27 protein-coding genes and 1 other RNA gene are annotated in these 24,998 nt (G+C 64.2%); 8 read left to right on the top strand and 20 right to left on the bottom strand.

What is annotated here, in order from left to right; genetic code table 11:
* Positions 1 to 73 precede the first annotated feature (73 nt).
* The 3 genes from fba to DNA98_RS02690 all read right to left on the bottom strand — a co-directional run bounded on the left by fba (position 74) and on the right by DNA98_RS02690 (position 3,603).
* Positions 74 to 991 (bottom strand): class II fructose-1,6-bisphosphate aldolase, encoded by a 918-nt coding sequence (fba, locus tag DNA98_RS02700; protein ID WP_110525306.1) that lies wholly within the window; start codon positions 989 to 991, stop codon positions 74 to 76.
* A gap of 345 nt (positions 992 to 1,336) precedes the next feature.
* On the bottom strand, positions 1,337 to 2,437 hold the full coding sequence (locus DNA98_RS02695) for a type IV pilus twitching motility protein PilT (RefSeq protein WP_110525304.1): 1,101 nt from the start codon (positions 2,435 to 2,437) through the stop codon (positions 1,337 to 1,339).
* A 104-nt stretch (positions 2,438 to 2,541) separates the two neighbouring features.
* Positions 2,542 to 3,603, bottom strand: coding sequence for a M28 family peptidase (locus tag DNA98_RS02690; protein ID WP_110525302.1), 1,062 nt, complete (start codon positions 3,601 to 3,603; stop codon positions 2,542 to 2,544).
* Positions 3,604 to 3,669: 66 nt separating this feature from the next.
* Between DNA98_RS02690 and DNA98_RS02685 the strand changes: the two genes are divergently transcribed.
* Positions 3,670 to 3,981, top strand: coding sequence for a hypothetical protein (locus DNA98_RS02685; RefSeq protein ID WP_110525300.1), 312 nt, complete (start codon positions 3,670 to 3,672; stop codon positions 3,979 to 3,981).
* On the opposite strand, the gene rsfS is transcribed toward DNA98_RS02685, so the two are convergent.
* From rsfS to rplU, 7 genes are all read right to left on the bottom strand, one after another.
* The gene (gene rsfS / locus DNA98_RS02680; protein WP_110525298.1) at positions 3,978 to 4,319 is read right to left on the bottom strand and encodes a ribosome silencing factor; all 342 of its coding nucleotides are present in this window, start codon (positions 4,317 to 4,319) and stop codon (positions 3,978 to 3,980) included. The genes DNA98_RS02685 and rsfS overlap by 4 nt on opposite strands.
* Before the next feature lie 31 nt (positions 4,320 to 4,350).
* Complete coding sequence (locus tag DNA98_RS02675) at positions 4,351 to 5,511, bottom strand: LCP family protein (RefSeq protein ID WP_110525296.1); 1,161 nt, start codon at positions 5,509 to 5,511, stop codon at positions 4,351 to 4,353.
* Between the two features lie 126 nt (positions 5,512 to 5,637).
* Positions 5,638 to 6,186: a bis(5'-nucleosyl)-tetraphosphatase (symmetrical) YqeK gene (gene yqeK / locus DNA98_RS02670; protein ID WP_110525437.1), complete on the bottom strand. Its 549-nt coding sequence runs from the start codon at positions 6,184 to 6,186 to the stop codon at positions 5,638 to 5,640.
* Between the two features lie 135 nt (positions 6,187 to 6,321).
* Positions 6,322 to 6,948, bottom strand: coding sequence for a nicotinate-nucleotide adenylyltransferase (gene nadD, locus DNA98_RS02665; RefSeq protein WP_110525294.1), 627 nt, complete (start codon positions 6,946 to 6,948; stop codon positions 6,322 to 6,324).
* Complete coding sequence (obgE, locus tag DNA98_RS02660; protein ID WP_110525292.1) at positions 6,949 to 8,196, bottom strand: GTPase ObgE; 1,248 nt, start codon at positions 8,194 to 8,196, stop codon at positions 6,949 to 6,951.
* Positions 8,197 to 8,259: 63 nt separating this feature from the next.
* Positions 8,260 to 8,532, bottom strand: coding sequence for a 50S ribosomal protein L27 (rpmA, locus tag DNA98_RS02655; protein ID WP_110525290.1), 273 nt, complete (start codon positions 8,530 to 8,532; stop codon positions 8,260 to 8,262).
* A gap of 64 nt (positions 8,533 to 8,596) precedes the next feature.
* Entirely contained in the window at positions 8,597 to 8,902 is a 306-nt protein-coding gene (gene rplU, locus DNA98_RS02650; RefSeq protein ID WP_110525288.1) for a 50S ribosomal protein L21, read from the bottom strand.
* Between the two features lie 182 nt (positions 8,903 to 9,084).
* Here rplU and DNA98_RS02645 point away from each other — a divergent pair, with 182 nt between their 5' ends.
* Complete coding sequence (locus tag DNA98_RS02645; protein ID WP_110525286.1) at positions 9,085 to 9,858, top strand: enoyl-CoA hydratase/isomerase family protein; 774 nt, start codon at positions 9,085 to 9,087, stop codon at positions 9,856 to 9,858.
* Positions 9,859 to 9,945: 87 nt separating this feature from the next.
* Positions 9,946 to 10,311, top strand: a complete 366-nt coding sequence (locus DNA98_RS02640) for a VOC family protein (protein WP_110525284.1) — start codon at positions 9,946 to 9,948, stop codon at positions 10,309 to 10,311.
* Positions 10,312 to 10,474: 163 nt separating this feature from the next.
* Here DNA98_RS02640 and DNA98_RS02635 read toward each other — a convergent pair whose 3' ends face one another.
* Positions 10,475 to 11,089 (bottom strand): phosphoribosylanthranilate isomerase, encoded by a 615-nt coding sequence (locus DNA98_RS02635; RefSeq protein WP_110525283.1) that lies wholly within the window; start codon positions 11,087 to 11,089, stop codon positions 10,475 to 10,477.
* Between the two features lie 70 nt (positions 11,090 to 11,159).
* Between DNA98_RS02635 and DNA98_RS02630 the strand changes: the two genes are divergently transcribed.
* Positions 11,160 to 11,903: a glycosyltransferase family 2 protein gene (locus DNA98_RS02630; protein WP_110525281.1), complete on the top strand. Its 744-nt coding sequence runs from the start codon at positions 11,160 to 11,162 to the stop codon at positions 11,901 to 11,903.
* 72 nt (positions 11,904 to 11,975) lie between these two features.
* Here the strand turns inward: DNA98_RS02630 and DNA98_RS02625 are convergent, their stop codons facing one another.
* A complete protein-coding gene (locus tag DNA98_RS02625) occupies positions 11,976 to 13,835 on the bottom strand; it encodes a polyphosphate kinase (RefSeq protein ID WP_174720035.1) in 1,860 nt (619 codons plus the stop codon).
* 102 nt (positions 13,836 to 13,937) lie between these two features.
* Between DNA98_RS02625 and DNA98_RS02620 the strand changes: the two genes are divergently transcribed.
* Genes DNA98_RS02620 through DNA98_RS02610 form a run of 3 tightly spaced genes read left to right on the top strand, consistent with a single transcriptional unit; the run spans position 13,938 to position 16,668 of the window.
* On the top strand, positions 13,938 to 15,443 hold the full coding sequence (locus DNA98_RS02620; protein WP_110525279.1) for a Ppx/GppA phosphatase family protein: 1,506 nt from the start codon (positions 13,938 to 13,940) through the stop codon (positions 15,441 to 15,443).
* Positions 15,444 to 15,478: 35 nt separating this feature from the next.
* On the top strand, positions 15,479 to 15,964 hold the full coding sequence (sixA, locus tag DNA98_RS02615) for a phosphohistidine phosphatase SixA (RefSeq protein ID WP_110525277.1): 486 nt from the start codon (positions 15,479 to 15,481) through the stop codon (positions 15,962 to 15,964).
* Positions 15,965 to 15,984: 20 nt separating this feature from the next.
* Positions 15,985 to 16,668 carry a CHAD domain-containing protein gene (locus DNA98_RS02610; RefSeq protein WP_110525275.1) on the top strand — a complete coding sequence of 228 codons (684 nt, stop codon included), beginning with the start codon at positions 15,985 to 15,987 and terminating at the stop codon, positions 16,666 to 16,668.
* A gap of 57 nt (positions 16,669 to 16,725) precedes the next feature.
* Here the strand turns inward: DNA98_RS02610 and moaC are convergent, their stop codons facing one another.
* The 3 genes from moaC to DNA98_RS02595 all read right to left on the bottom strand — a co-directional run bounded on the left by moaC (position 16,726) and on the right by DNA98_RS02595 (position 19,078).
* Positions 16,726 to 17,202: a cyclic pyranopterin monophosphate synthase MoaC gene (gene moaC / locus DNA98_RS02605; protein WP_110525273.1), complete on the bottom strand. Its 477-nt coding sequence runs from the start codon at positions 17,200 to 17,202 to the stop codon at positions 16,726 to 16,728.
* Between the two features lie 69 nt (positions 17,203 to 17,271).
* Positions 17,272 to 18,093: an ABC transporter permease gene (locus DNA98_RS02600; protein WP_110525432.1), complete on the bottom strand. Its 822-nt coding sequence runs from the start codon at positions 18,091 to 18,093 to the stop codon at positions 17,272 to 17,274.
* 52 nt (positions 18,094 to 18,145) lie between these two features.
* On the bottom strand, positions 18,146 to 19,078 hold the full coding sequence (locus DNA98_RS02595; RefSeq protein ID WP_110525270.1) for an ABC transporter ATP-binding protein: 933 nt from the start codon (positions 19,076 to 19,078) through the stop codon (positions 18,146 to 18,148).
* A gap of 138 nt (positions 19,079 to 19,216) precedes the next feature.
* Between DNA98_RS02595 and ffs the strand changes: the two genes are divergently transcribed.
* An RNA gene (gene ffs, locus DNA98_RS02590) (signal recognition particle sRNA small type) lies at positions 19,217 to 19,317 on the top strand.
* Between the two features lie 90 nt (positions 19,318 to 19,407).
* Here ffs and DNA98_RS02585 read toward each other — a convergent pair.
* From DNA98_RS02585 to DNA98_RS02565, 5 genes are all read right to left on the bottom strand, one after another.
* Positions 19,408 to 19,911 carry a hypothetical protein gene (locus DNA98_RS02585; RefSeq protein ID WP_110525268.1) on the bottom strand — a complete coding sequence of 168 codons (504 nt, stop codon included), beginning with the start codon at positions 19,909 to 19,911 and terminating at the stop codon, positions 19,408 to 19,410.
* A gap of 10 nt (positions 19,912 to 19,921) precedes the next feature.
* Entirely contained in the window at positions 19,922 to 20,854 is a 933-nt protein-coding gene (locus tag DNA98_RS02580) for a RimK family alpha-L-glutamate ligase (RefSeq protein ID WP_110525266.1), read from the bottom strand.
* The gene (locus tag DNA98_RS02575; RefSeq protein ID WP_110525264.1) at positions 20,851 to 21,747 is read right to left on the bottom strand and encodes a hypothetical protein; all 897 of its coding nucleotides are present in this window, start codon (positions 21,745 to 21,747) and stop codon (positions 20,851 to 20,853) included. Before DNA98_RS02575 ends, DNA98_RS02580 begins: the two co-directional genes overlap by 4 nt.
* Positions 21,748 to 21,801: 54 nt before the next feature.
* Positions 21,802 to 23,892, bottom strand: a complete 2,091-nt coding sequence (locus DNA98_RS02570) for a hypothetical protein (RefSeq protein WP_110525262.1) — start codon at positions 23,890 to 23,892, stop codon at positions 21,802 to 21,804.
* A gap of 334 nt (positions 23,893 to 24,226) precedes the next feature.
* Entirely contained in the window at positions 24,227 to 24,976 is a 750-nt protein-coding gene (locus tag DNA98_RS02565) for an ABC transporter permease (RefSeq protein WP_110525260.1), read from the bottom strand.
* Positions 24,977 to 24,998 lie beyond the last annotated feature (22 nt).

The following is a 24,998-nucleotide window of genomic DNA, read 5'->3' as shown; positions in this document are numbered from 1 at the left end:
CCGCTACCACCGGCCAGTCGCGACAAGCCCCCGGGAGGAGACGGACAGTACACCCGCGTCAGCGAGGTTGTACTCAGGCTTTTCCTGCCGAGCCAAAGAGCTCCATCCGGGCCTTGACGATCTGCTTCATCTCCTCCCGGGCCGGGCCCAAGAATTTGCGCGGGTCAAACTCCTTGGGGTTGTCCTTGAGGATCTGCCGTATCTTGGCGACAAAACCCAAGCGCAAATCGGTGTCGGTGTTGATCTTGGCGATCCCCGCTTGGATCCCTTTTTGGATATCCTCGGGGTGGATGCCCGCCGCCTCGCCGATCTCCCCCCCCGCAGCCCGGAAGGCTTCCACCAGCGACTGCGGCACACTGCTGGCGCCGTGCATCACCAGGGGGTTGGGGATAGCCGCCGCAATCGCCTTGATACGCGGGTGATCGATGAAGGGGCGGCCCTTACCCTTGTAGGCCCCGTGGCTGGTGCCGATGGCCACGGCCAGGTAGTCGGCGCCGGTAGCCTCCATGAACATCTTGGCCTCCTCGGGGTTGGTGAGGAAGGCCTCCTCGGCGCTCACGGCCACGTGCTCTTCCACCCCGCCCAGCCGCCCGATCTCGGCCTCCACGCTCACCCCGACCGCATGGGCGGCTTCCACCACCCGCCGGGTCTCGCGGATGTTGGTCTCGGTGTCTTCGTGGGACTTGTCGATCATCACCGAGGTAAAGCCCAGCTGAATAGCCCGCAGACAGGACTCGTAAGAGGAACCGTGGTCGAGGTGGATGCACACTGGCACCCGGGCATCGCGCCCCAGCTCCCGCACCAAGGTGGCGAGGGCCTTGCCGCCATACTTGATGGCCCCCTCGGAAAGCGCTAGCAGCACCGGGCTTTTGGCCTCCTCAGCCGCTTCCAATACCGCCTGGACAAACTCCATGTTGTTGACGTTGAAAGCCCCGACGCCGTAGCCCTCCTTGCGGGCTTTGGACAAGATCTCCATTCCGGTCACTAGCATGACTGTAGCTTAACGCAAAACGCGACTTACGTCGTACGCTATACGCAATACGCAAAACGCCAGACGCTAAACGCTTTTTTGCGACTTAGGTCATACGTCGTACGTCTTACGCTACATGCGGGGGTAAATTCCCTATCGGGACCGGCAGGGCCGGTACACCCAAGGGACGATCCCCTGTCGGGATGGCGTACCGCCGTACACCCGGGGTAGATTCCCTTCGGGACGGAGCAAGCTCCGTACACCCGGGGGACGATCCCCTATCGGGACGGCGTGCCGCCGTACACCTAGGGGACCGATCCCCTTCGTGCGACGCAGGACGTGAGGTCAACCCATCAAGCCGCCAGCTCAAAACCCCCGCCCGGTAGATTTCGTCAGCAGCAGCTTGAGCTCGTGCGGGCTGGTGGCGGCAGCTTCGGCGTCCTCGAGGCTGATCAAGCCCTGGGTATACAGTTCCACCAGGTGCTGGTCGAAGGTGCGCATCCCGCGGACGTTGTCCTCCTGCATGGCGTCTTTGATCTGGGGAGTCTTCTCTTCGTCCTTGAGCAGATCGCGGATAAAGGGGGTAGCCAGGAGGATCTCCAGGGCCAGCACCCGTCCCTGGCCATCGGCGCGGGGCAGCAGGCGCTGGGAGAGGATGCCCAGCAGAGATTCGGCCAGCAAGATCCGGATCTGCTGGTGCTCGTGCAGGGGGAAGAAGTCGATGATGCGGTTGATGGTGCGCATGGAGTCGAGGGTGTGGAGGGTGCTGAAAACCAGGTGGCCGGTCTGGGCGGCCATCATGGCCGCCTCCACCGTTTCGCGGTCGCGCATCTCTCCGATCAGGATCACATCCGGGTCTTGCCGCATGGCGTAGCGCAGGCCACTGGCAAAGCTATCGGTATCCACCCCCACCTCGCGCTGCACCACCAGGCTTTTCTTGTGCTTGTGCAAGAACTCGATGGGGTCTTCGATAGTGATGATGTTTTTGGCGAAATGCAGGTTGATATAGTCGATCATCGCCGCCAGGGTGGTGGACTTGCCCGACCCCGTGGGGCCGGTGACCAAGACCAGCCCCCGCTCCTTGGAGGCGAGCCCCTGTACCACCTCGCTAGGCAGGCCCAACGCTTCAAAGCTGGGGATCGCGTCTGAGACTACCCGCATCACCAGGCCGTAGCTGCCCCGCTGCATCATCAGGTTGCAGCGGAAGCGGGCGATACCGGGGATGGTGTAGGCGAAATCCATCTCTTTGCGGTACTCGAGCTCCTCGGCCTGCGCCGGGGTGAGCAGGGCCCGCACGATGCCCTCGATCTCCTTGGGGGTGAGCACTTTCTGCCCGAAGGGCTTGAGCTTCCCGTCAATTCGCACCGTGGGCGGTGCCCCGGCCTGGAGGTGGATGTCGGAAGCGCGCGAGTTGACCATGGCCTTGAACATCTCCACGATGGGGGTGGGGGTCGCGAGGCTGCTCATACAGGTCTCCGGTGCGTTCGGGCAGGTCACCCTGAGCGGGGCCCCCGATGAACCGCGTACCCCCTCAGGATAGCCGAGAAGTTTAAATAACCTGGTTTGCAAACCTAACCTGGAACCCCCAAGGCCTGCAGCAGGGTCTGGGCGTACTCCAATGCGCCCTCGAGGGCCGAGGGATCCACGTGCTGCGGGGTGTCGCTGCTCCAGTGCCAGTGCGGGGGCAGCCCGTCTTGCAAGCGGATCAGGGTCAAGCAGGAATAACCTCCGGCGGCGAAGGGCCGGGTGTCAAAGTAGGCCAGGCGATAGGCGACCGCCCTGGCCCCAGGGGTTCGCCGGGCCTGCTCCACCAGCGCCCCCACGTAGGGCCGATAAGCAAGCATCCCCTCCCCGGCGGCGTAACACAGCTCTCCCTTCCCTAGGTTGTCGAAGTTGAGCACCAGGGCGTCCTGAGGGATCAGGCCGCTGCGGGCCAGGTGCATAGCCCCTTTGGCCCCCACCTCCTCGGAACCGGTGAGCGCCAGGAGGATTTGCCAGCCCGAAGGCGCGCGCGCTAGGCGCTCGAAGAGCTCCACCGCTACCGCTACCCCGCTGGCATTGTCGTTGGCCCCGTTCACGTAGGGGGCGGTGAGCTCGCGGTGGATGAGCACAGCGGCCTGCGCCAGAAAGTACAGCCCCACTAGCCGGCCTCCCCCCGGAGCAGCCAAGCTTAAAAGCGGCGTGCCCAGGGCCAACGCCGCGTTGAACAAGAAGTTTTGCCGGAAGCCCCTGACCCGGCGCGGATGGTAGAGGAAAAAAGTCTTGGCGGTGTCGTAGTGGGCCATCAGCACCAGAGTCCGAGGGCCAAAGCCGGCCCTGACAAGCAGGTTCTGCGAAGCGTAGCGGTCGAAAAAGCGGCTCCAGAAGGGTCCCTGGCCACTGAAGTAAGCCCAAAAGCCATAGCTTCCCAAAAGCCCCAGGGGCCACCAAGCGAGCAAGCCGCCGAGGGCCAGGAGGAAGCTGATGAGGATGAGTTCAGGGCCATAGCTGCGCGGGGCTTTGAAGGGTTGGGCCTCGACCTTGTGGCCCCGGCCCTCGAGGTAAGCCTCGAGGACCTCCGCCGCCCGAGCCTCGAGCGCCGTCGCGCTCCCCCGGTGAGGCAGGTCGGTCAGCGCCTGGAAGAGCTGTCGCACCCCTTAAGCTTATCCGATCGGGCTGGCGCGCTATCCTTGCTAGCCATCGGGTATAGTTGTAGAGCGATGGGCAAAAAACGCCGAGAGGAAAAACTGCGCCGCATGGCCGCCGAGAAGGCCAGAATCCGCAGCTGGCGCGAGGCGCTGCGCTTTTTCCCGGGGCTGTTCCTGCGGACTTTTACGGTGGTGCTGGGGCTAGGGATCGCCATGACCCTGCTGTCTTTGTTGGGGCTGGGTTTTTTCACCAACTTCTGGGTGCAGGGGGCGGTGTACGTGGGGGGATATATCCTGTTGCAACGCTGGATCATGGGGCCGCTCCACCCCTCTGCGCGGCTCGAGCAGGCCCTCCGGCAACCCCGCCGGAGGAAATCGGGCTAGATTCGCTTTGCATCGGCCCAGAAGCCCTCGAGGTCATAGAATTCTCGGGCTTCGGGGCTCATGAGGTGCACCAACACCTCGTCGTAATCGAGCAAAATCCAGCGGGGACTGGGGCCTTCCACGTGGCGCGGGCGGATGCCCTGCTCCTCGAGGCTCTCCCGCACCGCCCGCTCGAGCGCCTCCAGGTGGGGGCGGCTGGTCCCGCTGGCGACCACGAAGTAGTCCAGCGTCTCCGAGGCCCCGCGCAGGTCGAGGGCCACCACGTTCTCGGCTTTTTTGTCGTCCAGGACTTGACGAATCCGACTGATGAGGGTCTGGGCTTCTACGGGTTTGACCATCTGGTTTGAGTGTAGCACACCCCCGCCCGGGCTAGGGGGGCGGCGGATCCAACACCGCCACCGCGTCGTACCCTTCCACCACGGGCCGGAAGCGACCGATGAGCGGCAGGTGCAGGAGGTCGCTGTAGTAGCGACCCAGTTCCAGGACTTGGCGGCTGCGGGGGCTGGCCAAAGCCGAGGAGGAGATGTATACGCCCGGCTCGAGCCCCAGATTCTCCTCGCGCAGCTCGGGCTCGGGCAGGGCCATCTGGGCGAAGCCCTCGAGCCACTGCCCCCCTTTACCCCCCTGATTCACCAGCAGCACCCGCCCCTCGGGAACGGCGGTAGCCTCACCCTGGGCTAACCCCAAAAATCCCTGTACGAAGCTCGCGCGCTGGGCTGGGTCGGAGAGCAGGTAGTTGCCCTCTTCGTAGGTGGGCAAACTGGCCACCCGCAGGGTGAGGCCGCGGGCGTAGGGCAGAAAGGCCAGGGCTTCTGGCAAGTTCAGATCGGTCTCGATTTGGTGCCAGACCTCCTGGGCCACCTCCGGCAGACGCAACCAGTAACGCGGGCTCTGGGCCTTCTGGGCCACCTGGGAGAGCACCCCCTTGATCCGGTCCAGGCGGGTGTAGTCGCCGCTGGCGTCGTGGCGGAAGCGCATGTACTTGACCGCGTCCTTGCCATCCATCTTGACCCACCCGGCGGGAAAGTCGATGAAGAGCCCGGCAGCCCGGTCGGTGTAGCGCATCGGCTCGGGAAGGTTCACCTCGATGCCATCCACGGCGTCTACCAGTTTCGCCACGCTATCGAAGGTGAGGATCAAGTAGTGCTCCACCGGCACCCCCAGCAACTCCTCCACCGCCCGGCGCAAACCGTCAGCGCCCATACGTCCGTAAATGGCGTTGACCTTGCCGCTCACCCCCTGGTAGGTCACCAGCAGGTCGCGTGGGATCGCCAGGATCTCGGCTTGCCCTCCTCGCAAGTGAACGTACAGGATGGTGTCGGTGCGCTTCCCTGGCCCGCAGGCGGTGTGGTAGCCACAGTACTCGGTGTCGCGGGCCGCCACCACCAGGCTCATCTCGGGTAACGGGCCAACCCGGTAAGCGGCGCTCTCTCCCGAGCGCAGCTCGCTCTTGGAGGGAGTCAAAGCCAGCACCCCAGCCAAGGCCAGCAGGGCCAGGCCAAGCAGGAGCAAGGAGATCCGAGGACGCATAATCACCAAACGCTACACCGAACGAACCGAGGCCGGGCAGAGGAGTCAGCCCAACCCATAGCCGCAGAGGCGGGAGCAGCTTACACCGAATTCAAGAAGCTGCCAAGCGCGGTGAGCGCGGCCCCCTCACCCGGCTCCCTGCACCAATTTCTTGTGCGCCGAAAAGGTGCGGGGGTGGGGAGGGATGCCCTTGCCCTCGAGGTAGCGCAACTTGGTCTCCACCGCCTCACGGTAGGCCCCCAGCAGGTCACCGGCCAGCGCCCGCTCGCGAATCTCGGCGTTGACCCCCCGGCCCGGCTCGGAAACGTCGGCCACGTACACCGCCATGGCTACCGGATAGGTGGGGTCTACCCCGTAGACGTGCCCCTCGATGGCCTCGAGCACCTCCGGATCGCTCACCCCCCACCCCTCGGCCAGACGCCGCCCGGCGCGCCCGTGCAGGCTCTTGGGGTGCTCGCGCTCGAGCGGGATCTCCGGCGGGGCCAGCTCGAACAGACGTTCGGGGGGCAGGTCGCGGGCCGCGTCGTGGAGAATACCGGCCAAATAAGCCCGGTCGCCATCCAGCCCGTTGGCCTCCGCGATCTGGCGGGCCAGCTCGGCCACCCTGAGGATGTGGGCAAAGCGCTCGGGTTTGACCAGGGCCTTAACCCGTTCGATCAGGGGCTCTACCCCCAGGGAGGAATCCGGTGCCTCGCTTGCGGTCTCACGAGGCGGCTGGGTCGGTTTCAGCCCCTCTTCTCGTAGCCTCGGGGTTTGCGGTGCGGTTTTCCGACGTTGAATCAACTTCTCTCCCCTCCTGGTCCATCTCGCTTATCGGTAAAACCCGTGTTTGGCCAGGTACTCTTCGACCTCCAACGGCACCAGATAGCGGATGCTGCGTCCGGCCCGCAGCCGTTCGCGCACCATCGTACTGGAAACCTCATAATCGAGGATATCCAATAACCGAACGTGGGCTTGGAAAAAAGGATGGATGGAAAAGGGATAGCCGGGTCGGGTTACCGCCACCAGCTGGGCCAGCTCGGGCAGGGCCTCGGCCTCGTGCCAGCCGTCCATATCGCGATAGGCATCGGCCCCGGTGATAAAGAAGAGTTCCGCCTGAGGATAGAGCCGACGGGCCTGGCGCAGGGTGTCCACGGTATAGCTGAAGCCGGGGCGGTCCAGCTCGAGCCGACTGGCCTCAAAACGGGGATCGTAGGCTGTCGCCAGCACTACCATCTCGTGGCGGGCCTCGGGTGGGGCCACCGGGGTTTTGTGCGGGGGACGGGCCGCGGTCACGAAGAGCACTTTATCTAAATCCAGCGCCTCCGCCGCCTCGGAGGCAGCCATCAGGTGGCCCAGATGAACAGGGTCGAAGCTGCCACCGAAGATGGCGACGCGCGCAGCCCCGGAGGCCCGGAGCCGCCCCTTGGGGTAAAACGTTTGGCCTTCAGCCGACATCTAGACCTCAGGAATGTATTCGAACTCGAGGCCCGCCAAGCGCACGGTGTCGCCAGCCCGCACGCCTTTGGACTTAAGGGCGGACTCGACCCCATAGCGCTTGAAGAGGTCTTGCAGGTAGCTCGAGGCCTCCATCAAATCGCCCTTGAGGCGCCTGAGGTGGCGCTCCACCTGGGGAGCCTGCACCTCGTAGACCCCTTCCTCGACCTCGCGCACATGAACCCCCTGGGGCTCCTCGAGGGGCGGCGCGGGGGTGGCTAGGGCTGGCCGGGGGGCTGCCGCCACCAGCGCAAAAAGGGCCTCCACCAGGCCCTCCAGCCCTCTCCGCTCGAGCACCGAGATGGCTAGCACCGGCAGACCGCTTCGGGAAAGCTCGCCCTCGAGCCGGCGCACCTCTTCTTCCTCCAGCAAGTCCACCTTGTTGAGGGCGATGAGGGCAGGCCGGCCGAGAAGGGCGGGGTCGTAGCTTTGCAGTTCGGCCCGCAGGGTTTGGAAGGTAGCGGCGGGCTGCTCACTGGCGTCCAGCACATACAGCAGAACCCGGGTACGGGCGATGTGCCGCAGGAACTCGAGCCCTAACCCCTTACCCTCGCTCGCTCCCTCGATGATGCCGGGGATGTCGGCCAGGGTAAAGCGCTCCAGGCCGCGCTCCACCACCCCCAGGTTGGGGGATAGGGTGGTGAAAGGGTAATTGGCGATCTTGGGCTGGGCGCGGGTCAACGCCGCCAGCAGGCTGGACTTCCCGGCATTGGGGTAGCCGACCAGCCCCGCGTCGGCCAGGAGCATCAGCTCAAGCCGCAGCCGCCTTTTCTCTCCGGGCTCCCCGGCCTCGGCGAAGCGCGGGGCCTGGCGGGTGGGGGTGACGAAGCGAGCGTTGCCCCAACCCCCTCGCCCGCCCTCCGCGGCTACCAGGGTCTGGCCCTCTTCGGTCAGGTCCGCCAAAAGCGCCCCGGTCTCGGCATCGAAGACCCGGGTTCCCCGGGGGACCTCGATCACCAGGTCACGCCCAGCCTTGCCAAACATGCCCTTACCCGAGCCGTGCTGGCCGTCCTCAGCCTTGTAGGTGCGTTTGGAGAGGTTAGAGAGCGAGTCCACCTGGCCCAAGGCCCGCAGGACCACCGATCCCCCCTGGCCCCCGTCGCCCCCGTCGGGGCCGCCCTTGGCGATGTACTTCTCGCGCCAAAAGCTGATCGCCCCGTCACCGCCCCTACCGGCAGCCACGGTGATCTCGAGGACATCCCGAAACATCATCCAACAAAAATCCCGCCCGGAGTACCCGGGAGACCCCAGGAGAGACCGGACGGGGGAAGGCTAGGCTTCGCCAGCGCCACCGAGCGGCTTAACCGAGACATACCGGCCCAGGCGGCCCTTGTCGTGGAACTCGACCACCCCATCTACCAAGGCAAAGAGGGTGTGATCGCGGCCCATGCCCACGCCCGCCCCGGGGTTGAACTTGGTGCCCCGCTGGCGCACCAGCACATTCCCAGCCCGCACCACCTGACCGCCGTAGCGCTTGACCCCCAGGCGCTTGGCTTGGGAGTCACGTCCGTTCTTGGTTGAACCCAGACCCTTCTTGTGTGCCATATAAACCTCGCTGATAGCGTACAGCTAGTAGCTAATAGCGGCCATCGGCTATCAGCCTCCGGCTTTACGCCCGGATCTCCTTGACCACGATGTCGGTATAGGGTTGGCGGTGACCCCGGTTGCGCCGGTAATGTATCTTGGCCTTGAACTTAGCCACCCGTACCTTTTTGCCCTTACCGTGCCCCACCACCTCGGCCACCACCTTGGCCCCGGCGACGAAAGGGGCACCTATCGTCACTTGCTCACCGCCGAGCATCAGCGCGTCGAACTCCACGGTCGTCCCGGGCTCGGCCTCGAGCTTCTCCACCCGAAGCTTAGCCCCGGGTTCGGCGCGGTATTGTTTCCCACCCGTCTTGATGATCGCGAACATGAAAATCCCCCGTCACGCTTCGCCGGTAGGGCGCGCGGGCCCCACAAACCCGGACGAAGCTCGGCCTCAGGGCTTTCCGTAAGGCCGTGCCAACTGCCGAGTATAGCCGGACTCGAGCCGAACTGCAAGTCGTGCCACCTGGCGATACAGCATCGCCCCCTCCGGTGCTTTAGCATGAAAACATGAGCGTGCTAACCCGCGATCACGGCAGCCTCCGCATCCTGACCCTCAATGACCCCCAGCGGCGCAACCCCCTCTCGCCCGAGATGGTCTCGGGGCTTCTGAAAGCCCTCGAGGCCGCCGAGCAGGAGCCCTCGGTGCGGGCGCTGGTGCTGACCGGGGCCGGGTCGGCTTTTAGTGCGGGGGCCGACCTCGAGTTCCTCAAAACCGTCACCACCGCGGGAGCCGAGGCCAACTACGCCCACTCAAGGGAACTCATGCGCCTTTTCCACCGTGTATACACCTTCCCTAAACCCACCATAGCCGCCATCCAGGGTCCGGCGGTGGCGGGCGGGGCCGGCTTAGCGACCGCTTGCGACCTGGCGGTGATGAGCGAGGAGGCCCGCATCGGCTACACCGAGGTCAAGATCGGCTTCGTGGCGGCTTTGGTAGGGGTCATCCTGGTGCGAAACGTGGGAGAAAAACACGCCAAGGAGCTGCTGCTGACCGGAAAACTCGTCTCGGCGGGAGAGGCCTACCGGATGGGCCTGGTGAACCGGGTCGTACCTCAGGAACAAGTCCTGGACGAGGCCCTGGAGCTAGCCAGGGAGGTCATCGCAGGCGCGCCCACCTCGCTCGCGCTCACCAAAGAACTCCTTCACGCCCTGCCGGGGATGGGGCTCGAGGACGGCTTCCGGCTGGCGACCATGGCCAACGCCTGGGTGCGCGAGACCGGTGACCTGGCTGAAGGAATCGCGGCTTTCTTCGAAAAGCGAGCGCCGAAGTTTGGGGGATAGCCCTATGCCCCAAGCGCTCGCGAGAGCCAAGGTTTGGCCAGTCCGCTCAGCATCTGAACACCGGGCCAAACACTACCGGAGGTGCGTATGGTCCAGGGGTTGGATCATGTTCAGCTAGCCATGCCGCACGGCGAAGAGACCCAGGCCCGGGCGTTTTATGGAGAATTGCTCGAGCTAACAGAGATCCCCAAACCGCAAAAACTCCTCCACCGAGGAGGTGTCTGGTTCAGACTCGCGGATAACCGGGAGCTTCACTTAGGGATCGAAGAGCTTTTCCAACCAGCCAAAAAAGCCCACCCCGCCTTCGTGGTGACGGAGATTCGAAGGCTAGCCCGACGCCTGGAGAAGGCCGGATACCCGGTGCAGTGGGATGAAATGATCCCGGGTCGCAGAAGGTTTTACACCACCGACCCGTTCGGGAATCGGCTGGAGTTCTTGGAGTTTATCCCTTAGCCAAATAGCTCGCGGGCGGCAGCCAGCCCCTGCTCGCGCCGGTAGCAAAACCTACCCCTCTTCCCTGCCTGCGCGCGCCGGGCGACGCAGGTGGGGGAAATAAGGGGTCTGGTAAGCCGTATCCGTACCCGCCAAACGCAGATCCCCAATCTCGGAGGGGCACTCACCGTGCTCTTGAAACCACCGCCAAGAAGCGCTCGACTTTCTGGCCATCTTTGAGCCCGGGGCCTTCCTCCACCCCACTCGATACATCCACCGCATACGGCCGTAAAGCCAATACCGAAGGCAGATTCTCGGGGTTCAGCCCACCCGCTACGATGAGCCGGGGATGCCCTAGGAAGGGCTCGAGCCACGCAAGCGGATACCCTTGTCCGCTCCCGGGGTTGACCCCGTCTAGCATCAAAGCGTCGCAGGGATAAGCCAGGGCCTGCTCGAGCATCGCCGCATCGGCAGGTCCGCTCAGCTGGAACGCCTTGATGACCGGGTAATGCTGGCGCACCTTCTCGGCCCAGCCGGGGGGCTCAGAGCCGTGGAGTTGGGCGACTTGGAGCTTGGCCTGCGCCATGTGCTCGAGCACCACCTCCGGCGGGGCATCTTGAAACACCCCGACCCGGCAGATAAAAGGCCCCAGCTGCTCGCTGATCCGACGGACGTGCTCGGGCGGGCGGTAGCGCTTGGTACCCGGAACCAAGATAAACCCCACTGCCCAAGCCCCCAGCCGCTCGGCCAGCAGGGCGTCCTCCAGGCGGGTAATGCCGCAGATCTTGGCCTTAGTCACCTCTCCAGCTTATACGGTGCAGGCCCTGACCTGAGGGCGGGATGACAAGGATGTGGCAAACTTGGGGTACATGGTCAGCATCCTGGTGCCCACCCGAGGAAGGCCTGAGCTGTTGCGGCGAGCTTTGCGCTCCCTGCAGGCCCAAAGCTATCCCCACTGGGAAGCCCTGGTGGCCGATGACGGGGCGGGAGAGGGCATGGAGGCCGCGCTCTCGCTGGATGACCCGCGTATCCGGCCCTTTCGCAATCCTGGCCGGGGGCAGGTCGAGGCCAGAAACGCCGCCCTCGAGCAGGCCCACGGCGAAGTGGTGGCTTTGCTGGACGATGACGACTGGTGGGAAGACGAATACCACCTGCACCGCATCTTGCGGGCGCTGCGCAACGGACCCGCGCTGGTGTACCGGGGTGGGTGGCTGGTGCGCGAGCGCGAAGGAATCGAGCTCGAGCGCCACCCCTTCGACTTCGCCGCAACCCCCCAAAGCTTGCGCCAGGACAATACCTTGCTGGCCTCTGCGGTGGCCTATCCGCGCATGCTGCACGAAAAGCTGGGAAAGTTTGACCCCGAGATGGCCGATTACTGGGATTGGGACTGGTATTTGCGGGTGGTTGAGGCTGGATACCCGCTGTTACGGCTACCCGGTCGGGGTGTCGCTGTCGCCCAACATGGAGCCAACGCCTCCTACGGCGCCCGTTTGGCCGAGCGCCAGGCCCACCTTGACCGCCTGGTGCGCAAACATGGGCTGAGCGGGGTGGTGCTCAAGGACCACCGTAGCCTGCTCGAGCCCGGTTCGGCTCCGACCCTCGAGGCCCGGTAGGTGCCAGGCGGAGCTCACGATGCCCCTTGCACGCGAAACGCGGTGGATCGTTCTCGCCTATGGCAACGATCCCTAGGGGCGCTGGGCGTCGTGTTTACCTTTCCACAGAGCCCTTTGTGAACCGTCGTGGTACAGGAGGAAAGTGTTCACATCATCCTTGAGCTGGCTTTTGAGCAGCCGCAAGACCCGGCGCTTGGCCTTTGGGTCGAGCACCGGAAAGAATAGCTCGTAGCGGCGGTCCAGGTTGCGCGGCATGAGGTCGGCGCTCCCGGCCCAAACCGCCCACTTGCCCCGGTTTTTGAAAGCCGCCACCCGGGCGTGTTCGAGGTAACGCCCTACCAGGCTGCGGGCGTGGAACTTGGGGTGAAGCAGGGTGAGGGTGCTGCGCACGATCAAGTCTACCCGCGCCCCTTTCTCGGCGGCTTCCTCGAGCGCGGCCAGGATGGCGGGGTCGGTGAGGTGGTTGACCTTGAGGATGATCTGCCCCTTTTTATGGGCTTCTTTCTGGATGGCCTCGAGGAGGGCTTCGCGGATGGCCGGACCGGTTTTGATGAGGATGGGGGCCGGTGCATGGCGGGTTTCCAGCGCCCGGAAGAACGCGGCCACTTCTTTAGTTACCTTGGGATCGGCAGTAAATAGGGATAGGTCGGTGTACAGCGAGCCGTTGAGGGCGTTGTAGTTGCCGGTGCCCATGTGCACGTAAGCCTTGCGCCCCCGCTGCACCCACAGGGCCTTGGCGTGTACTTTTTTACCGGGCAGCGGCAGCACCCGTACTCCCGCCGCGCTAAAACGCAGCCCCCAGTAGAGGTTGAGCAGCTCGTCAAAGCGCGCTCTGGCCTCCAAGAGCACCGCTACGTCTTTACCCGCTTTGGCCGCTGCAATCAAGGCCTCGGCCAAGCGGTTTTCCCTTCCCAGCCTGTACAGGGTCGCGCGCAGGGCCTCCACCTTGGGATCGCTGGCGGCGGCCCAGGCAAACGCCTCTACCGCCCGGTAGTCTTGGTAAGGGTGGCAAAGGAGCAAATCCTGCGCATCGAGGGTGGGCCAGGGGTTTTTTATGAAGCGGCGGGGCTTCTCGGGGGGGCGCGAGGCGAACCGTTCCTTACCTGGCCCGGCGGCTACCAAGATGCCGACGAAGCGCAAGTCAAGCGGCGGGGCCAGGCGGAACACCTCTTCGGCGGCCAGCCCCAAAGCTTCCCGGATGGCTTCGGCCCAGTGCGGAGGGAAATCCTCCTCGACCTCGAGGTGGCTCACCTTGCCGTCTAGACGGGCTTCCAGCGCTTCAGGCAACTCGTCCCAATCCACCCGGCTGCGCTCGAGGGAGGCCAAGCGGATCACCCGTAGCTCGTACAGCTTGGCGGGATGGGGCAAGAATAAGTCGTTGCGGTGGCGCACCAGCTCCCCTAGCCGCACGAAGCTGCCCTCACGCCCGGGGATCGGCAGCAGGCGGGGGATGCTCTCGGGGAGGCGAATCAGGTTTTGCAGCAACCCCTCTCCGCTGGCGAAATATAGCGCCCGGCTGGAGAGATCAGCCAGCCCCTCGGGCTGGATGAGGTCGGTTCTGGGGGCTACTTCCTCGGCTAGGTAGGCCCCAAAATAGCGCAGCTCGGCCTTGCTGAGCTGCTCGGGAGAGAGCACCCGCATTCCCAAGGGCTCGAGTTCCTGCAAAAAGCGCCGGTAGCAATCCTCGGCGAAGTCGGCCTGGGATTTGGCCTCCGCCAATAGAGCCTTGTATCCTTCGCTGCCCCGCTCCTCCAGAAAGGCTCGAGAGATCCGGGCGGAGAAAAACTCGTCCAGGTTAGCCGCCCAGATCTCCAAAAAACGCAAGCGCTCCAGCACCGGGAAGTCGGGGCGCTCGGTTTGTAACAACACCCGCCGGTTGAACTGGAGCCAGGCGGCCTCTGGTGATATGCGCAGCGGTAGCGGTGCGGCCATTAGCTCCAAGTTTGTCAGGCATATGTCAGGGAAGTATGAGCCTGACCCCTAGGGGATGCGCTCATCCGACCGCTTGCTCTCCATGGCGAATATGATGCGCCTATGGAGCGTATTGGGATTGTGGATTTGGGCTCAGGCACCAGCCGTTTGGTGGTCTTTGCGTACGAGCCGGGTAAGCACTTTCGCCTGATAGATGAGATTCGCGAGCCGGTGAGGCTGGGCGAGGGGTTGGGGCAGGGGGGAAGGCTCTCTCCCGCGGCGATAGAGCGGGCCGTCTCCGCACTTCGCCTATACGCCGATTTCGCTCAGGCCACCGCCCTCGAGCGGCTCGAGGTTATCGCCACCTCCGCCCTGCGCGACGCGGAGAACGGCCCGGAGTTCTTACAACGTATCCGCGAGATCGGCTTGCCGGTGCGCATTCTCTCCGGCGCGGAGGAAGCCCAGTACGGGGTGCTGGCCGTGGCCAATAGCTTTGCCTTGGAGGACGCCTGGGTGATGGATTTGGGCGGGGGAAGCGCCCAGATCTCGCGCATGAAGGATCGTCGCTATGCCTTCGGCGAGGCTTATCCGCTGGGAGCGGTACGGTTGAGCGAGCGGTTCCTCCGTTCAGATCCACCCAAAAAAAGCGAGATCGAGGAGTTAGAGGACTTCGTGCGTAAGGAACTCAAGGAGATCCTCAAGGGGCTCAGGCGCGAGCGGTTGCCGTTGGTAGCGATGGGCGGGACGGTGCGCAATCTCGCCAAGCTAGCCCAGAAGCGGCGGCGCTACCCCTTGGATATCCTGCACGGTTACTGGCTTTCCCGAGACGACTTGGAAAGCTGGCTCGAGGCCCTGCTGCGCCAGTCCGTAGCCGAGCGACGGGAGGTTGAGGGGGTGCAGCCCGACCGCGCCGACGTGATCCCTGCCGGAGGGTTGGTCTACCGCACGGTGCTGCGGGAAACCGGCTTGGAGGGGGTGTGGATCAGCGGCCAGGGGGTGCGCGAAGGGTATTTTTACCGGTACTTTCTCCCCCCACCCCACCTAGTCCCAGATGTGCGGGGGTTTAGCGTACGCAACCTCTTTGCCCGTTATCCCCAGGAGATAGCCCATACCGCCCGGGTGCGCAACTTCTGCCGCCAGCTCTTCCGCGCCTTGGCTCCCCTGCACGGCTACGGCCCGGCGGAAGAGCGGCTGCTCGACGAAGCCGCTTTGCTCCACGACATCGGGATGAGCGTGGGTTACTACGACCACCACAAACACGGCGAATACTTGGTGATGGGTTCGGCCTTGCCTGGCCTTACCCACCGCGAACAGGCGTTGCTCGGCCTGCTGGTACGCTACCACCGCAAAGGCGAACCCAAGCTGGGCGGCTACAAACCGCTGATGCTTCCGGAGGATGGCAAGCGCCTGGAGCGCCTGGCCGCGCTATTGCGCTTGGCCGAGTACCTCGAGCGCTCCCGCGCCGGACGGGTGGCCGGGGTAGCGGTCACCCTCGAGGCTACGCGGGTACGGCTGGGGCTCGAGGCCGCCGAAGAGCCTTGGGTCGAGCTGGCCGAGGTGCGCAAACAGCAGGGCCTTTTTCGCAAAGCGTTCGGGCGGGAACTCGAGGTGTACTGGAAGTACTCGTAGCAACCCGGGATGTGGGAGAATCAGGAGGGGGATCTATGCAGCTTTACCTCATTCGCCACGCTATCGCCGAAGATGCCGCTCCGGAGGGCCTCGCAGACGAGGCTCGGCCCCTGAGCGAAGAGGGCGTGCGCCGCTTCCGTCAGGTGGTGAAAGGGCTAAAGAAGCTCGAGGTGCGCTTCTCCAGGCTCTACCATAGCCCCAAGCTGCGGGCCGTGCAGACCGCCGATCTGCTGATGAAGCTGGTGGATGGGGAGAGCGAGGTCATGCCGGCTCTGGCCGAACCCCCTCAAGAGAGCTTGCTCGCGGCTTTGGCAGGCTTCGGCGAGGAAGACCGGGTGGGTTTGGTCGGTCACGAGCCCTGGCTCAGCGAACTGTGCGCCTGGTTGGTGCTGGGGGATCCCCAGAAAGCTACCGCCTTCATCGTGAAAAAGGGGGGAGTAGCCCAGCTGCGAGGTGAACCAGAGCCCGGCAAGATGCAGCTATTGGCCTTGCTTCCGCCCAGCGTGCTGCGGGCGATTTGAAGCGGACTGGACTGCCCAGTATGATCGCGCCCACCCGTTGGCTGCTTCACCTGGAAAACCATCTCCCCGTGGCCCGAAAAGGCGATGATCCCGAAGGGGTACACCAGGTGCGGGTAGCAGGGCGGCGCCTGCGGGTCTGGCTCGAGCTAGGGGGGTATCGGGTGCTGCACGACGACCTGCGCTGGCTGGTGCAGAGCGCCGGGAAGGTGCGCGACTTGGAAGTGATGCTGCACAGCCCGTTGCCCAAGCCTTTGGCGGCTTGGCTAGCCAAAAAACTCCAGGCCGCTCGGGAAGCGTTCACCCCCATGCTCGACGCCTCCCGTCTGGCGGGGCTCACTCGAGCCCTGCGCAACCTCCCCCCGCTTTCCATCCTCGAGGCGGAAAAAAGGCTGGAGCGCTTCGAGCGGCGGGTGCAAAAGCGCGAGGCAGCCTGGAACGCCACCCGCTCTTTCGAAGACCTGCACGCTTTGCGCCGGGCCTTGCGGCGGCTGCGCTATGCACGAGAATACCTGGGGCAAGACGTGGAAGACCTCAAGGCTTTACAAGAGGCCCTGGGGCAGCTGAACGACGCTGAGGTAGCTTTGCGCTACCTGGAGGAGTTCGAGGCCGCGGGTGGGCGGGCAGCGCCCAGATACCGGAAGCTCCTCGAGACCCAGCGCGAGCAAGGGCTGGCGACCGCCTACGAGCTACTGGCTAAGAGATAAACTCCAGCCGGTTCTCAAGCGGGCCGGCGCGGTTCACATGGCCGCCGTACAAGCGCTCTAACCCTGGCGCTGCCACTCTCCCGACTTGCCGCCCGATTTATACAAAAGGCGCAAGTCGGTGATCTCGAGCCCCTTGCTGACCGCTTTGAGCATGTCATAGACGGTGAGCGCGGCCACCGCGCATGCGGTCAGGGCTTCCATCTCCACCCCGGTTTCGGCCTTGGTCTTGACGGTAGCGGTGATGTGCACCCTGGCCTTCTCCGGCTCGAGGGTGAGGGTGACGTCGACCATAGAGATCGGCAAGGGGTGGCACAGCGGAATCAGCTCGCCGGTCTTCTTCGCCGCCATGATTCCGGCGAACTGGGCCACCCCCAAAGGGTCGCCCTTTCCCACCCCGCCTTCTTGCAAAGCCCTTAGCGCCTCGGGCTCGAGCAAGACGCTGGCTTCAGCTTTGGCGATGCGCAAGGTGGGGGTCTTCTCGCTTACGTCCACCATGCGCGGCTTACCCTCTTGGAAGTGGGTCAATTTACCCATGAGGATAGCCTAGCGTAAAACCCCCAAGGCTAGAGGCTCCTGGCAGCGCAAAGGGGTTTCGGCGAGCCCCTATACATCCTTGCGGTCGAAGACCAGTAGCGCCAAAGCCGCAAACCCCGCCGTGTAGATCAAGAGCAGCGCCAGCCCCTGGGGAAGCACCGTATGGGTTGAGGTCAGCCCCAAAAGCCCGGCAGTTTGGGCATAGGTGGCGGGGCTGTACAGCCCCAAATAGGTGGTGAGGAGGAAAGGACGTAAAAAGATAAAAGGGCTCAGAAGTTGCATCAAAAGAATCGAGGCCACCGCTGCCAAGGCCGCCGCCGTGGTCGAAAGGAACACCACCGCGAACAACAGCGCCAGCGCCGAGATGGGCCACAGCACCAGCCCGGCCAGGGCATAAGCCCGCAGGATCTCGGCGATGGCCTGGGCGGGAGCCACCAACCCCACCCCGGCAAAACCTTCTGCCCCTAGCCCGGTCCCCCCCGCAAAGGGGCCAAAGCCGTGAATAACTCCGGCCAAAAGCGACCCCAGGAGGCCCGCTAGCAGCAGCATGTAGGGGTAGCTGAGCACCGTCACCACCTTTGCCAGCAGGATCCCCGAACGGGGGAAAGGCCGCAGCAATAGCGATTTGAGGGTGCCTTGGGCCACCTCGCTGCCGATTACCTCCGCCGCAGCCATCGCGGTGAGAAAGGGAAAGAGGAAGTTCATCCCGGCCAGCAGGGCCAAGGCCGGAACCTGCCAGCCCGAGACCAGGATCAGGCCATAGATCTGGTTGAGCCCGGCGGTGGGGGCCAAGGCCCACAGAAAGGGGAGCAAAAACGCCACCAGCAACCCCACCCGAACCGAGCGCAGCCGCGCCAGCTTGCCAAACTCCCACAAGACCACCCGGCCCAAGGGCCTAATCCCGCCGACAACAACCTTCGGTTCCAGCGCCATGGGTTCCTCTCTAAGCATTGCGCACCCGCTCCCGGTAGTAGTCGTAGAGGTCGAAGTAGTCGCGCTCGAGGGCCTGCACCTGATACCCCTCCCGCACCACCTCGGCGATAGCGGCTTGCGGAGCTCCCTCGAAGACGATCACCACGTCGCGTAAGGTTACGTTCTCAATCCCGGGGACCGTCTTGAGCAGGGCAGCCACCCGTTCGGGCTCGTTCACCCGCAGCCGGTAGCGCTCTCCCTTGGCGGTCATGGTCACCTCGTCGATAAGGCGGCCCCCGCCCAGGATGCCCACCCGATCGGCATAGCCTGAAACCTCGCGCAGGTGGTGGGTGGAGAGCAGCACCGCCGTCCCGTTCCAGGCCAGCTCGGCCAGGATCTCGTGGACCTTGTTGATCCCCAAAGGGTCGAGGCCCGAGGTGGGCTCATCCAGCACCAGCACCTTGGGCGCCGGAAGAATCGCTGCGGCCAAGCCCAGGCGCTGCCGCTGCCCCAGCGAGTACGCCCCGGTAGGTTGATCGGCCACCGCCAATAGCTCGAGCTTGGCCAGCACTTCGCGGATACGGGCCTCGGCGTTGGTGAGCCCGGAGAGAAAGGCCTGCATCTCGAGGTTTTGCCGACCGGTGAGGTGAGGGTAGAAGGCCGCCGGGGCTTCCACCACCGCGCCCAGATAGCGCCGCACCGCGTAGCCGCCGTTGTGCAGGTCGTGGCCCAGCATCAATACCCGGCCCGAGGTGGGAAAGGCCAGCCCGGTCAACAGCCGGATCAGGGTGGTCTTGCCCGAGCCGTTGGGACCGGCCAGGGCATAGACCTCGCCGGGGTTGAGCCGGAAGCTCACCGACTCGAGGACCGGTTTGCGGCCATATTTTTTGCCCACGTTCTGGGCCTCGAGGCTCGCCGGTTGGACCAAAGCAGCAGCGCCTGTCGCGGCTTCGACTGCGTTCATGGCCCACAGTATATGGCCGGTCTCGGCTTACCGCGGAACATATAAACACCGGGGTTACATTTCCTTAATGTTGCGGATCGCTACGCGGTGCGCGACCGGTTTTCTTTTGCCCCTAGGATGTGCTAGGATTTTTGGGCGTCCTCGGTCTGACGCGGCGTTCCAGCATGAACCGGGTCAGGGCCGGAAGGCAGCAGCCCTAAGTGCCTTAGGAGCGGGTGCCGTCAGGGAGCCGGGGACGCTTTTTGTTTTCCCTGCTGACCAATCTGGGGCTCGAGGCGAACAAAAACCGCCAGCCCCGGGGTTCCAGGGCTGGGCGGTATCCAGCTCGGCTAGCCGCGGCGTCCTTTTTCCAAGGCGCTCACCCGCTCGCCCAGCTTATCCACCGAGGCCTTAAGCTCGCTGACCGTTTGGATAACCTGGTTGATCACCTCTTCAAAACGCTTGGTGGGGTCAGGGCCGGGCTCGAGACCCGCTCCCTTACCAGGGCCGGGCTCGAGGCTGAACTGCTTGGGCTCTTGAATCTCGAACTTCTCGTGTTTCCCGTCTTTGATCTCGGGTTTCTCGAACTTCTCGTGCTTGTGGTCTTTGAACTCCTTGTGCTCGGGCTTCTCAAATTTCTCGTGTTTGTGATCCTTCCACTCCTTGAATTCGGGTTTTTCGAACTTCTCGAACTTGTGGTCTTTCAGGTCCTTGAACCAGGGCTTGATGGCCAGGGCGTTACCCAGCAGAGCGCTCAGATCGCGCACCCGCAACTCAGTGAGGGGCTGGTCGGGCTTGGGCAACTCCACGTTGGGCCGGTCTTCCTGCGGTACGAAGGGTTCTTTTTCTGCCATGGGCTTCTCCTTAAGCCTGGATGCCCGCCTTGAGCAGTTCGGCCAGTGCGGCACTGATGGGCTGACCAGTGTGCTGCTCGTAGTAGGCAAATCCCGGGCAGGGGTTGAACTCGAAGCAGTACCACTCATCCTGGGGGGTCTGCTTCAGGTCGATGCCAGCGAGAACGAGCCCGCTCGAGCGGGTCAGTCGCAGGCAGGCTTCGGCCACCGAATCCGGCAGGTCGGTGGGCTCCATCTCGGCGGTGTGGCCTTGCCGCCGGGCGTAGCGATAATCCACCGCCTCCGAGCGAACGCGGGTGGCAAATATTTCGTCAGCAACGGTGTGAACCCGCACGTTGTCGCCCGGCAAATAACGCTGGAACTGGGCTGCCCCGTGCCGCAACAGGTGCAGCCGCTCCAGATCGGAGGGGTTCATCTTGCGCACCACCGAACGCACCCCGCTCAAGGACTTGAAGATGACCTCCCCACCGTTGTGTTGGTAGAACTCGAGCGCGGCCTCTGGGTCGCTGGTGACCAGGGTAGGTGGGGTTTTGAGCCCAGACTCCCGCACCAATAGCGCTTGGTAGGGCTTAGAGTGGTTGGAGACCGAGGGGGCCGCGCGGTTCACCACCAAGACCGGCAGGTGTTCGAGCAGGGCCATCAGGCCAGCCTGGCTCTCGGCGATCACCGCCTCAGCCATCGCCGGGGAGAGTTCCGGCAGCGGGGCGTGCCCGTCCGAGCCTAGATAGCGCACGAAGACCCCGCTCACCTCGCTCAAATGCAGCTTCCAGTCGGGAGCTCGCACCCACCCGCCGGGCACGCCCCTGGTCCAGCGCCAGGCCACCCGGTAACCCTCGGGAAAAAGCCCCAGGTCGAGGAGCCGGTAGGGGTAGCCGAGGGCCTCGAGCCGGGCGCACACCAGCTCGGTGACCACGTCGGCCAAGCCGCCGCAGACCAAGATCATGCCCGCACCCCCTGCAAAGCAGCTACAACTCCTTGGGCCAGCTCCTCTTGTTCGGCTTCGCCGTATAGGGCGAACTCCGGGTATAAGCTGAACCCGAAGGCTCGAGGCGTATTTTCGCGACGATGCCCATCGCTGAGCTGAATTTCGACTTGCAACATCTGCACCCCCAGCAAGCCAGCCAGCCGCCGGGTAGCGTCTCCGAGGCGCTCTTTCTGTTTTGGGGTAGGTTCCACCCGACTATCTGGCCCCTCGCTCCAGAGCAATCGGTCTGCGGCCAAACTCAGGTAGAAGCTAGGGCCTTCGGGCTCCATCAAAGCTAGCGGAAAGTAGGTCATCAAGCGCTCGAGTTCGGCCCACTGCGCGGGGGTATCGATGGGGTAGCGGATGGCCGAGGTAAGGGGAACGTAGCTGAGGTTGCCTCCCCAACGCCGGGCAAACCCCCGGGCCTCAGCGGAGGAGTTGGTGACGAGGATCGGCGCGATAGGAAAGCCTGCTCGAGCCAGCCAGACCCGCTGTTCGGGCAAGGTGTGCGCGCGGTAAAAGGTCTCGGCCCGGGCCGGGTTGACTACCGGGCAGGGCAGGCTCCTGAGCCAGGCCAGCAGGGCCGCCTGGGCTTCAGCCTGCATGTAGGCGTAGTCTTTGGGGTCCCATTCGGCGGGTTGTAGGGGCACACCGGAGCCCCTCACCAACACGCCACGCAGATCCTCCTGGCTGAAGGAGTGCTGGCCCAGCCTCAGGTGGCTCAGCGAACGAGTGGTGGTCAGGTCCCAGCGCACCTGGGCTTCCCCGGCCAGCGGTTCAGGCGTGACCAGCACCTCCTCACCCATGGCCTGAAGCCGCCGGTGGACCCGCTCGATACAAGGGTCAAAGGGCGTACCGATGAGTAAATACATACTCTCCCCGTGCTTTGTGGGGGGATGGTGAATACTCACCGTCCCCTTGCACACTTATTTCTCCCGTAAGCAGAACCCTACCGCCTTGGAGCTTTGGTGGCCCACGGAGGCACTATTGACAATGGCTCGGTCCCAAACATTCACGATCATCACGTAACCGCAAGGTTGCATCCCGGTGGTGTTGAGCGACCAGGAGTCGCCGGGGGCTACGGCGGTCTGGCCGGTTCCAGCGGAGGGCACCGGCTGCCCGGCGGGGGCGGCAAAGGGGAGCGTGCCTAGGCCATAGGAGCCAAAGTACTTGTCGCGGGCCACGAAGTGGCCGGTGAGCGTCACACCCTGGGTAAAGTCCTTGCAGTTGCCACCCGAGTCGATGTTGATGTCGGCCTCGGGCCAGGTGTTGTCGAGCTGGACCCGGTGGGTCTCCTCGTCTACGATAGAGGCCTCGTTGGGAGCAGTGGCCCGCTGCAATCGGACTTCCCACAGCTCGTCCCCGGTGGTGTCCCACCAAGCCAAGCGGCTGTCAATGTCCGGGGCATAGAGGAAGAAACCATTCATAACCTCAACATTGCTGAAGGAAACCAGGGAAGGGCTCACCAGGTTCAAGGTAGTGGTGACGTTGGCCCAAGATTCCCAGGCCAGGGTGAGCGGGTTCTGCCGCCGCACCTGCACGCGGTAATACATGCCGGGGTAGGCCGGCCCGGTGATCACTACCCGGCCCGCGAACGGGCAGGGGCGACCCAGCGCGTCGGGAGCAAAGCCGTTTTCGAAGGTCGCACTGGGCAAGGTCAGGCCGCTCGAGCCGTCAATATCGGTAACCACGATCCCGCCGATGCGGTAGAGGTTGATGCCGGGCTGGCCCGGACGGATTTGCACGTGGGTATCGCGGCGATTGCCCCAGTAAGGTACGGCGTCGGGATCAGTAGTAGAGGGCGGAGTAGCCCAAGAGAGCACCGCCCGCACCCGTGAGGGCTTGGCCTTGGCGCACGGGCGACGATGGGGATTGAGGTCCACCTTGAGCAAGGCCGCGTAGTGCAGCCCCCCGGCGGGAAGGTTTTGGATGTCGTGGACGTTCACCGCCACCGTGCCCAGGTATTCCCATTCGCATGTATCTTCCCAGTCAGCCCAGAAAGCCACGTACTCGAGGCTCCCTTTGCTGCATAGATCCCCTGAGTAACCGCTAGGCCGCTTTATGGTAAAGGCGGCGACCAACCATTCACGGTGGGTATCTAGGGCTAGGCAGTCGAGTTCCTCATAGCTGACGTTGCCTTGGGTCTTGTCAAGGGCATCCACGGCTGCGGCCCAGTCTAGGCCAAGGTTTTTCCACTGCTCGAGCTTCCCAGAGATGAGTTCCGGGCCAACACCCTGGGCAGTGAGAACCGGGTGCAGCTCGCTAAAGCCGAAGCGGTGTGGCTCTACCGCGGTCTTGAGTTCCCGGGCCCCGCCCGGCATGGTGTAAAGCTTGGCCAGCTCGGCGAAGGGGGGTGGGTCAGGTTCGGGGATGGGGATGGGCTTGACGATCTGTTTAAGGATTTCCGGATCGAGCTTGAGTTTGTCCCAGATCGTCACGTCCACGTGCTCGAACAGGCACCACCATTTGTTGGTGGGCTTGATCTGAATGTGCTCATCCAGCACGCTTCCCCAGGGGGGAAGCCAGGTAGGCAGGGGCGGGGGAACCCATTCCCAGGAGAGGATGGCCCGTACCCGGGGCATCACCGCGGTGTCGCAGCACTTGCGGTGGGGATCGAGCTTGAGACTCACCGCGTAGGTCAGGGGCTTGTTAGGCTTCCCGGCGCAGTCGTTGGCGTTGGGGATGTCGTAGACGTGGGTGGCCACTACCCCCAGATCCTGCCAACCCCCGCCGTAGTCGATGAAGAAGCGCACGTACTCGAACGTGCCCTTCTGGCAAAGGCTGCCCCCGTAGCCAAACGGAAGCTTGACCTCGATCACCGCCTCGAGCTGGTCGAGGTCGGGGTTATAGCCCAAGCAGGTGAGCTGTTCGTACTTGGTGTTGGGCTGCCACTTGAGGGCAGCCTTGGGGCCGCTTTCTAAGTTGCCAAAGTGGTTGGGATTCCTGGCGATCAACTGGCGGAACTGTGAACGTTCTTTTTCAATGCGGATAGCTTCGGTAGGTTTTTCTCTGGCCATAAAGCTCCTTTCCGCAGGCCCCACGCCTAAAGCGCCCTTCACCATTCGGGCAGATAGGGGCCGAACCCGTCTGGCGAGCCGATCCTGGGTAAACCACCCCTCCTTTCCCCACACTGGGAAGGGGTCACGGTGGCTTGTGCGTCATCGCCCGAGGCAGGGGAATAGGGTCAACTTGGAAACCGCGCCCGACGAGGCCGGGACATGTCGGTGCAACTAGCCAATCAACCTTGAAGCAGCCTCGAGGCCAACCCTAGCAGACCAAGCGTTACACCAGCGTTACAGCCATCTTGGCCAAAAAGGGAGCCACGCATAGGGTGACTGCTACAATGGCTGGTCACCGCCAGGGGGCTAAACAAGCCTCGAGCTGGGCGAAAGTGTAGTCTAGGAGGATCGCCAGGATCGCCACCGCGGCGGCTCCTTGGGCTACCAAGGCCAGGTTGGAGACAGCCAGCCCAGCGATGATCGGCACCCCCAGGCCGCCCCCGCCCACCAGCGGGGCCAGGGTGGCGGTCGCCAGGATCAGCACGAAGCTGGTACGGACCCCAGAGAGGATCACCGGCAGCGCCAGGGGAAGCTCGACCCAGAACAACCGCTGGCGCGGCGCGAGGCCCATTCCCCGGGCCGACTCGAGCACATCCTGGGGGAGCCCGGCCAAGCCCTCGAGGGTGTTCCGCACCACCGGCAATAGCCCGTAGACAAAAAGGGCCAGCACCGCTCCCTGGGCCCCAAACCCGAAGAGGGGCAGGGCCAGCGCCAGCACCGCCGGGGGCGGAAAGGTCTGCCCCACTGCGACCAAGCTCTCCACCAGCGGTCGGAACTCTTCCCCCTGGGGCCGGCTTACCCAGACCGCCACCGGTAACCCCACCAGCAGCACCAGCCCGCCCGCCACAAAGGTCAGGCCCAGGTGCTCGAGGGCCAGGTTCAGGAGCGTCTGCCGCTCGAAGATGGGGGTCGGCGCGCTAGGGAACAGCCGTCCCAGCACCGCCCGCCAGAGCCCCTGCTGGGCAAAGAGCACCAGCACTCCAGCCCATAGCCCGAGCGAGAGCCAGATTCCCTTATTCCGAGGGGCCGCGATCCGATTCACGCTATCATCCTTTGCCTGGCTC

The sequence above is a fragment of the Meiothermus sp. Pnk-1 genome, assembly GCF_003226535.1.
Classification (GTDB): domain Bacteria; phylum Deinococcota; class Deinococci; order Deinococcales; family Thermaceae; genus Allomeiothermus.
The sequence above is the reverse complement of the archived record's forward strand: the minus strand, read 5'-3'. Positions and strand labels throughout refer to the sequence as shown.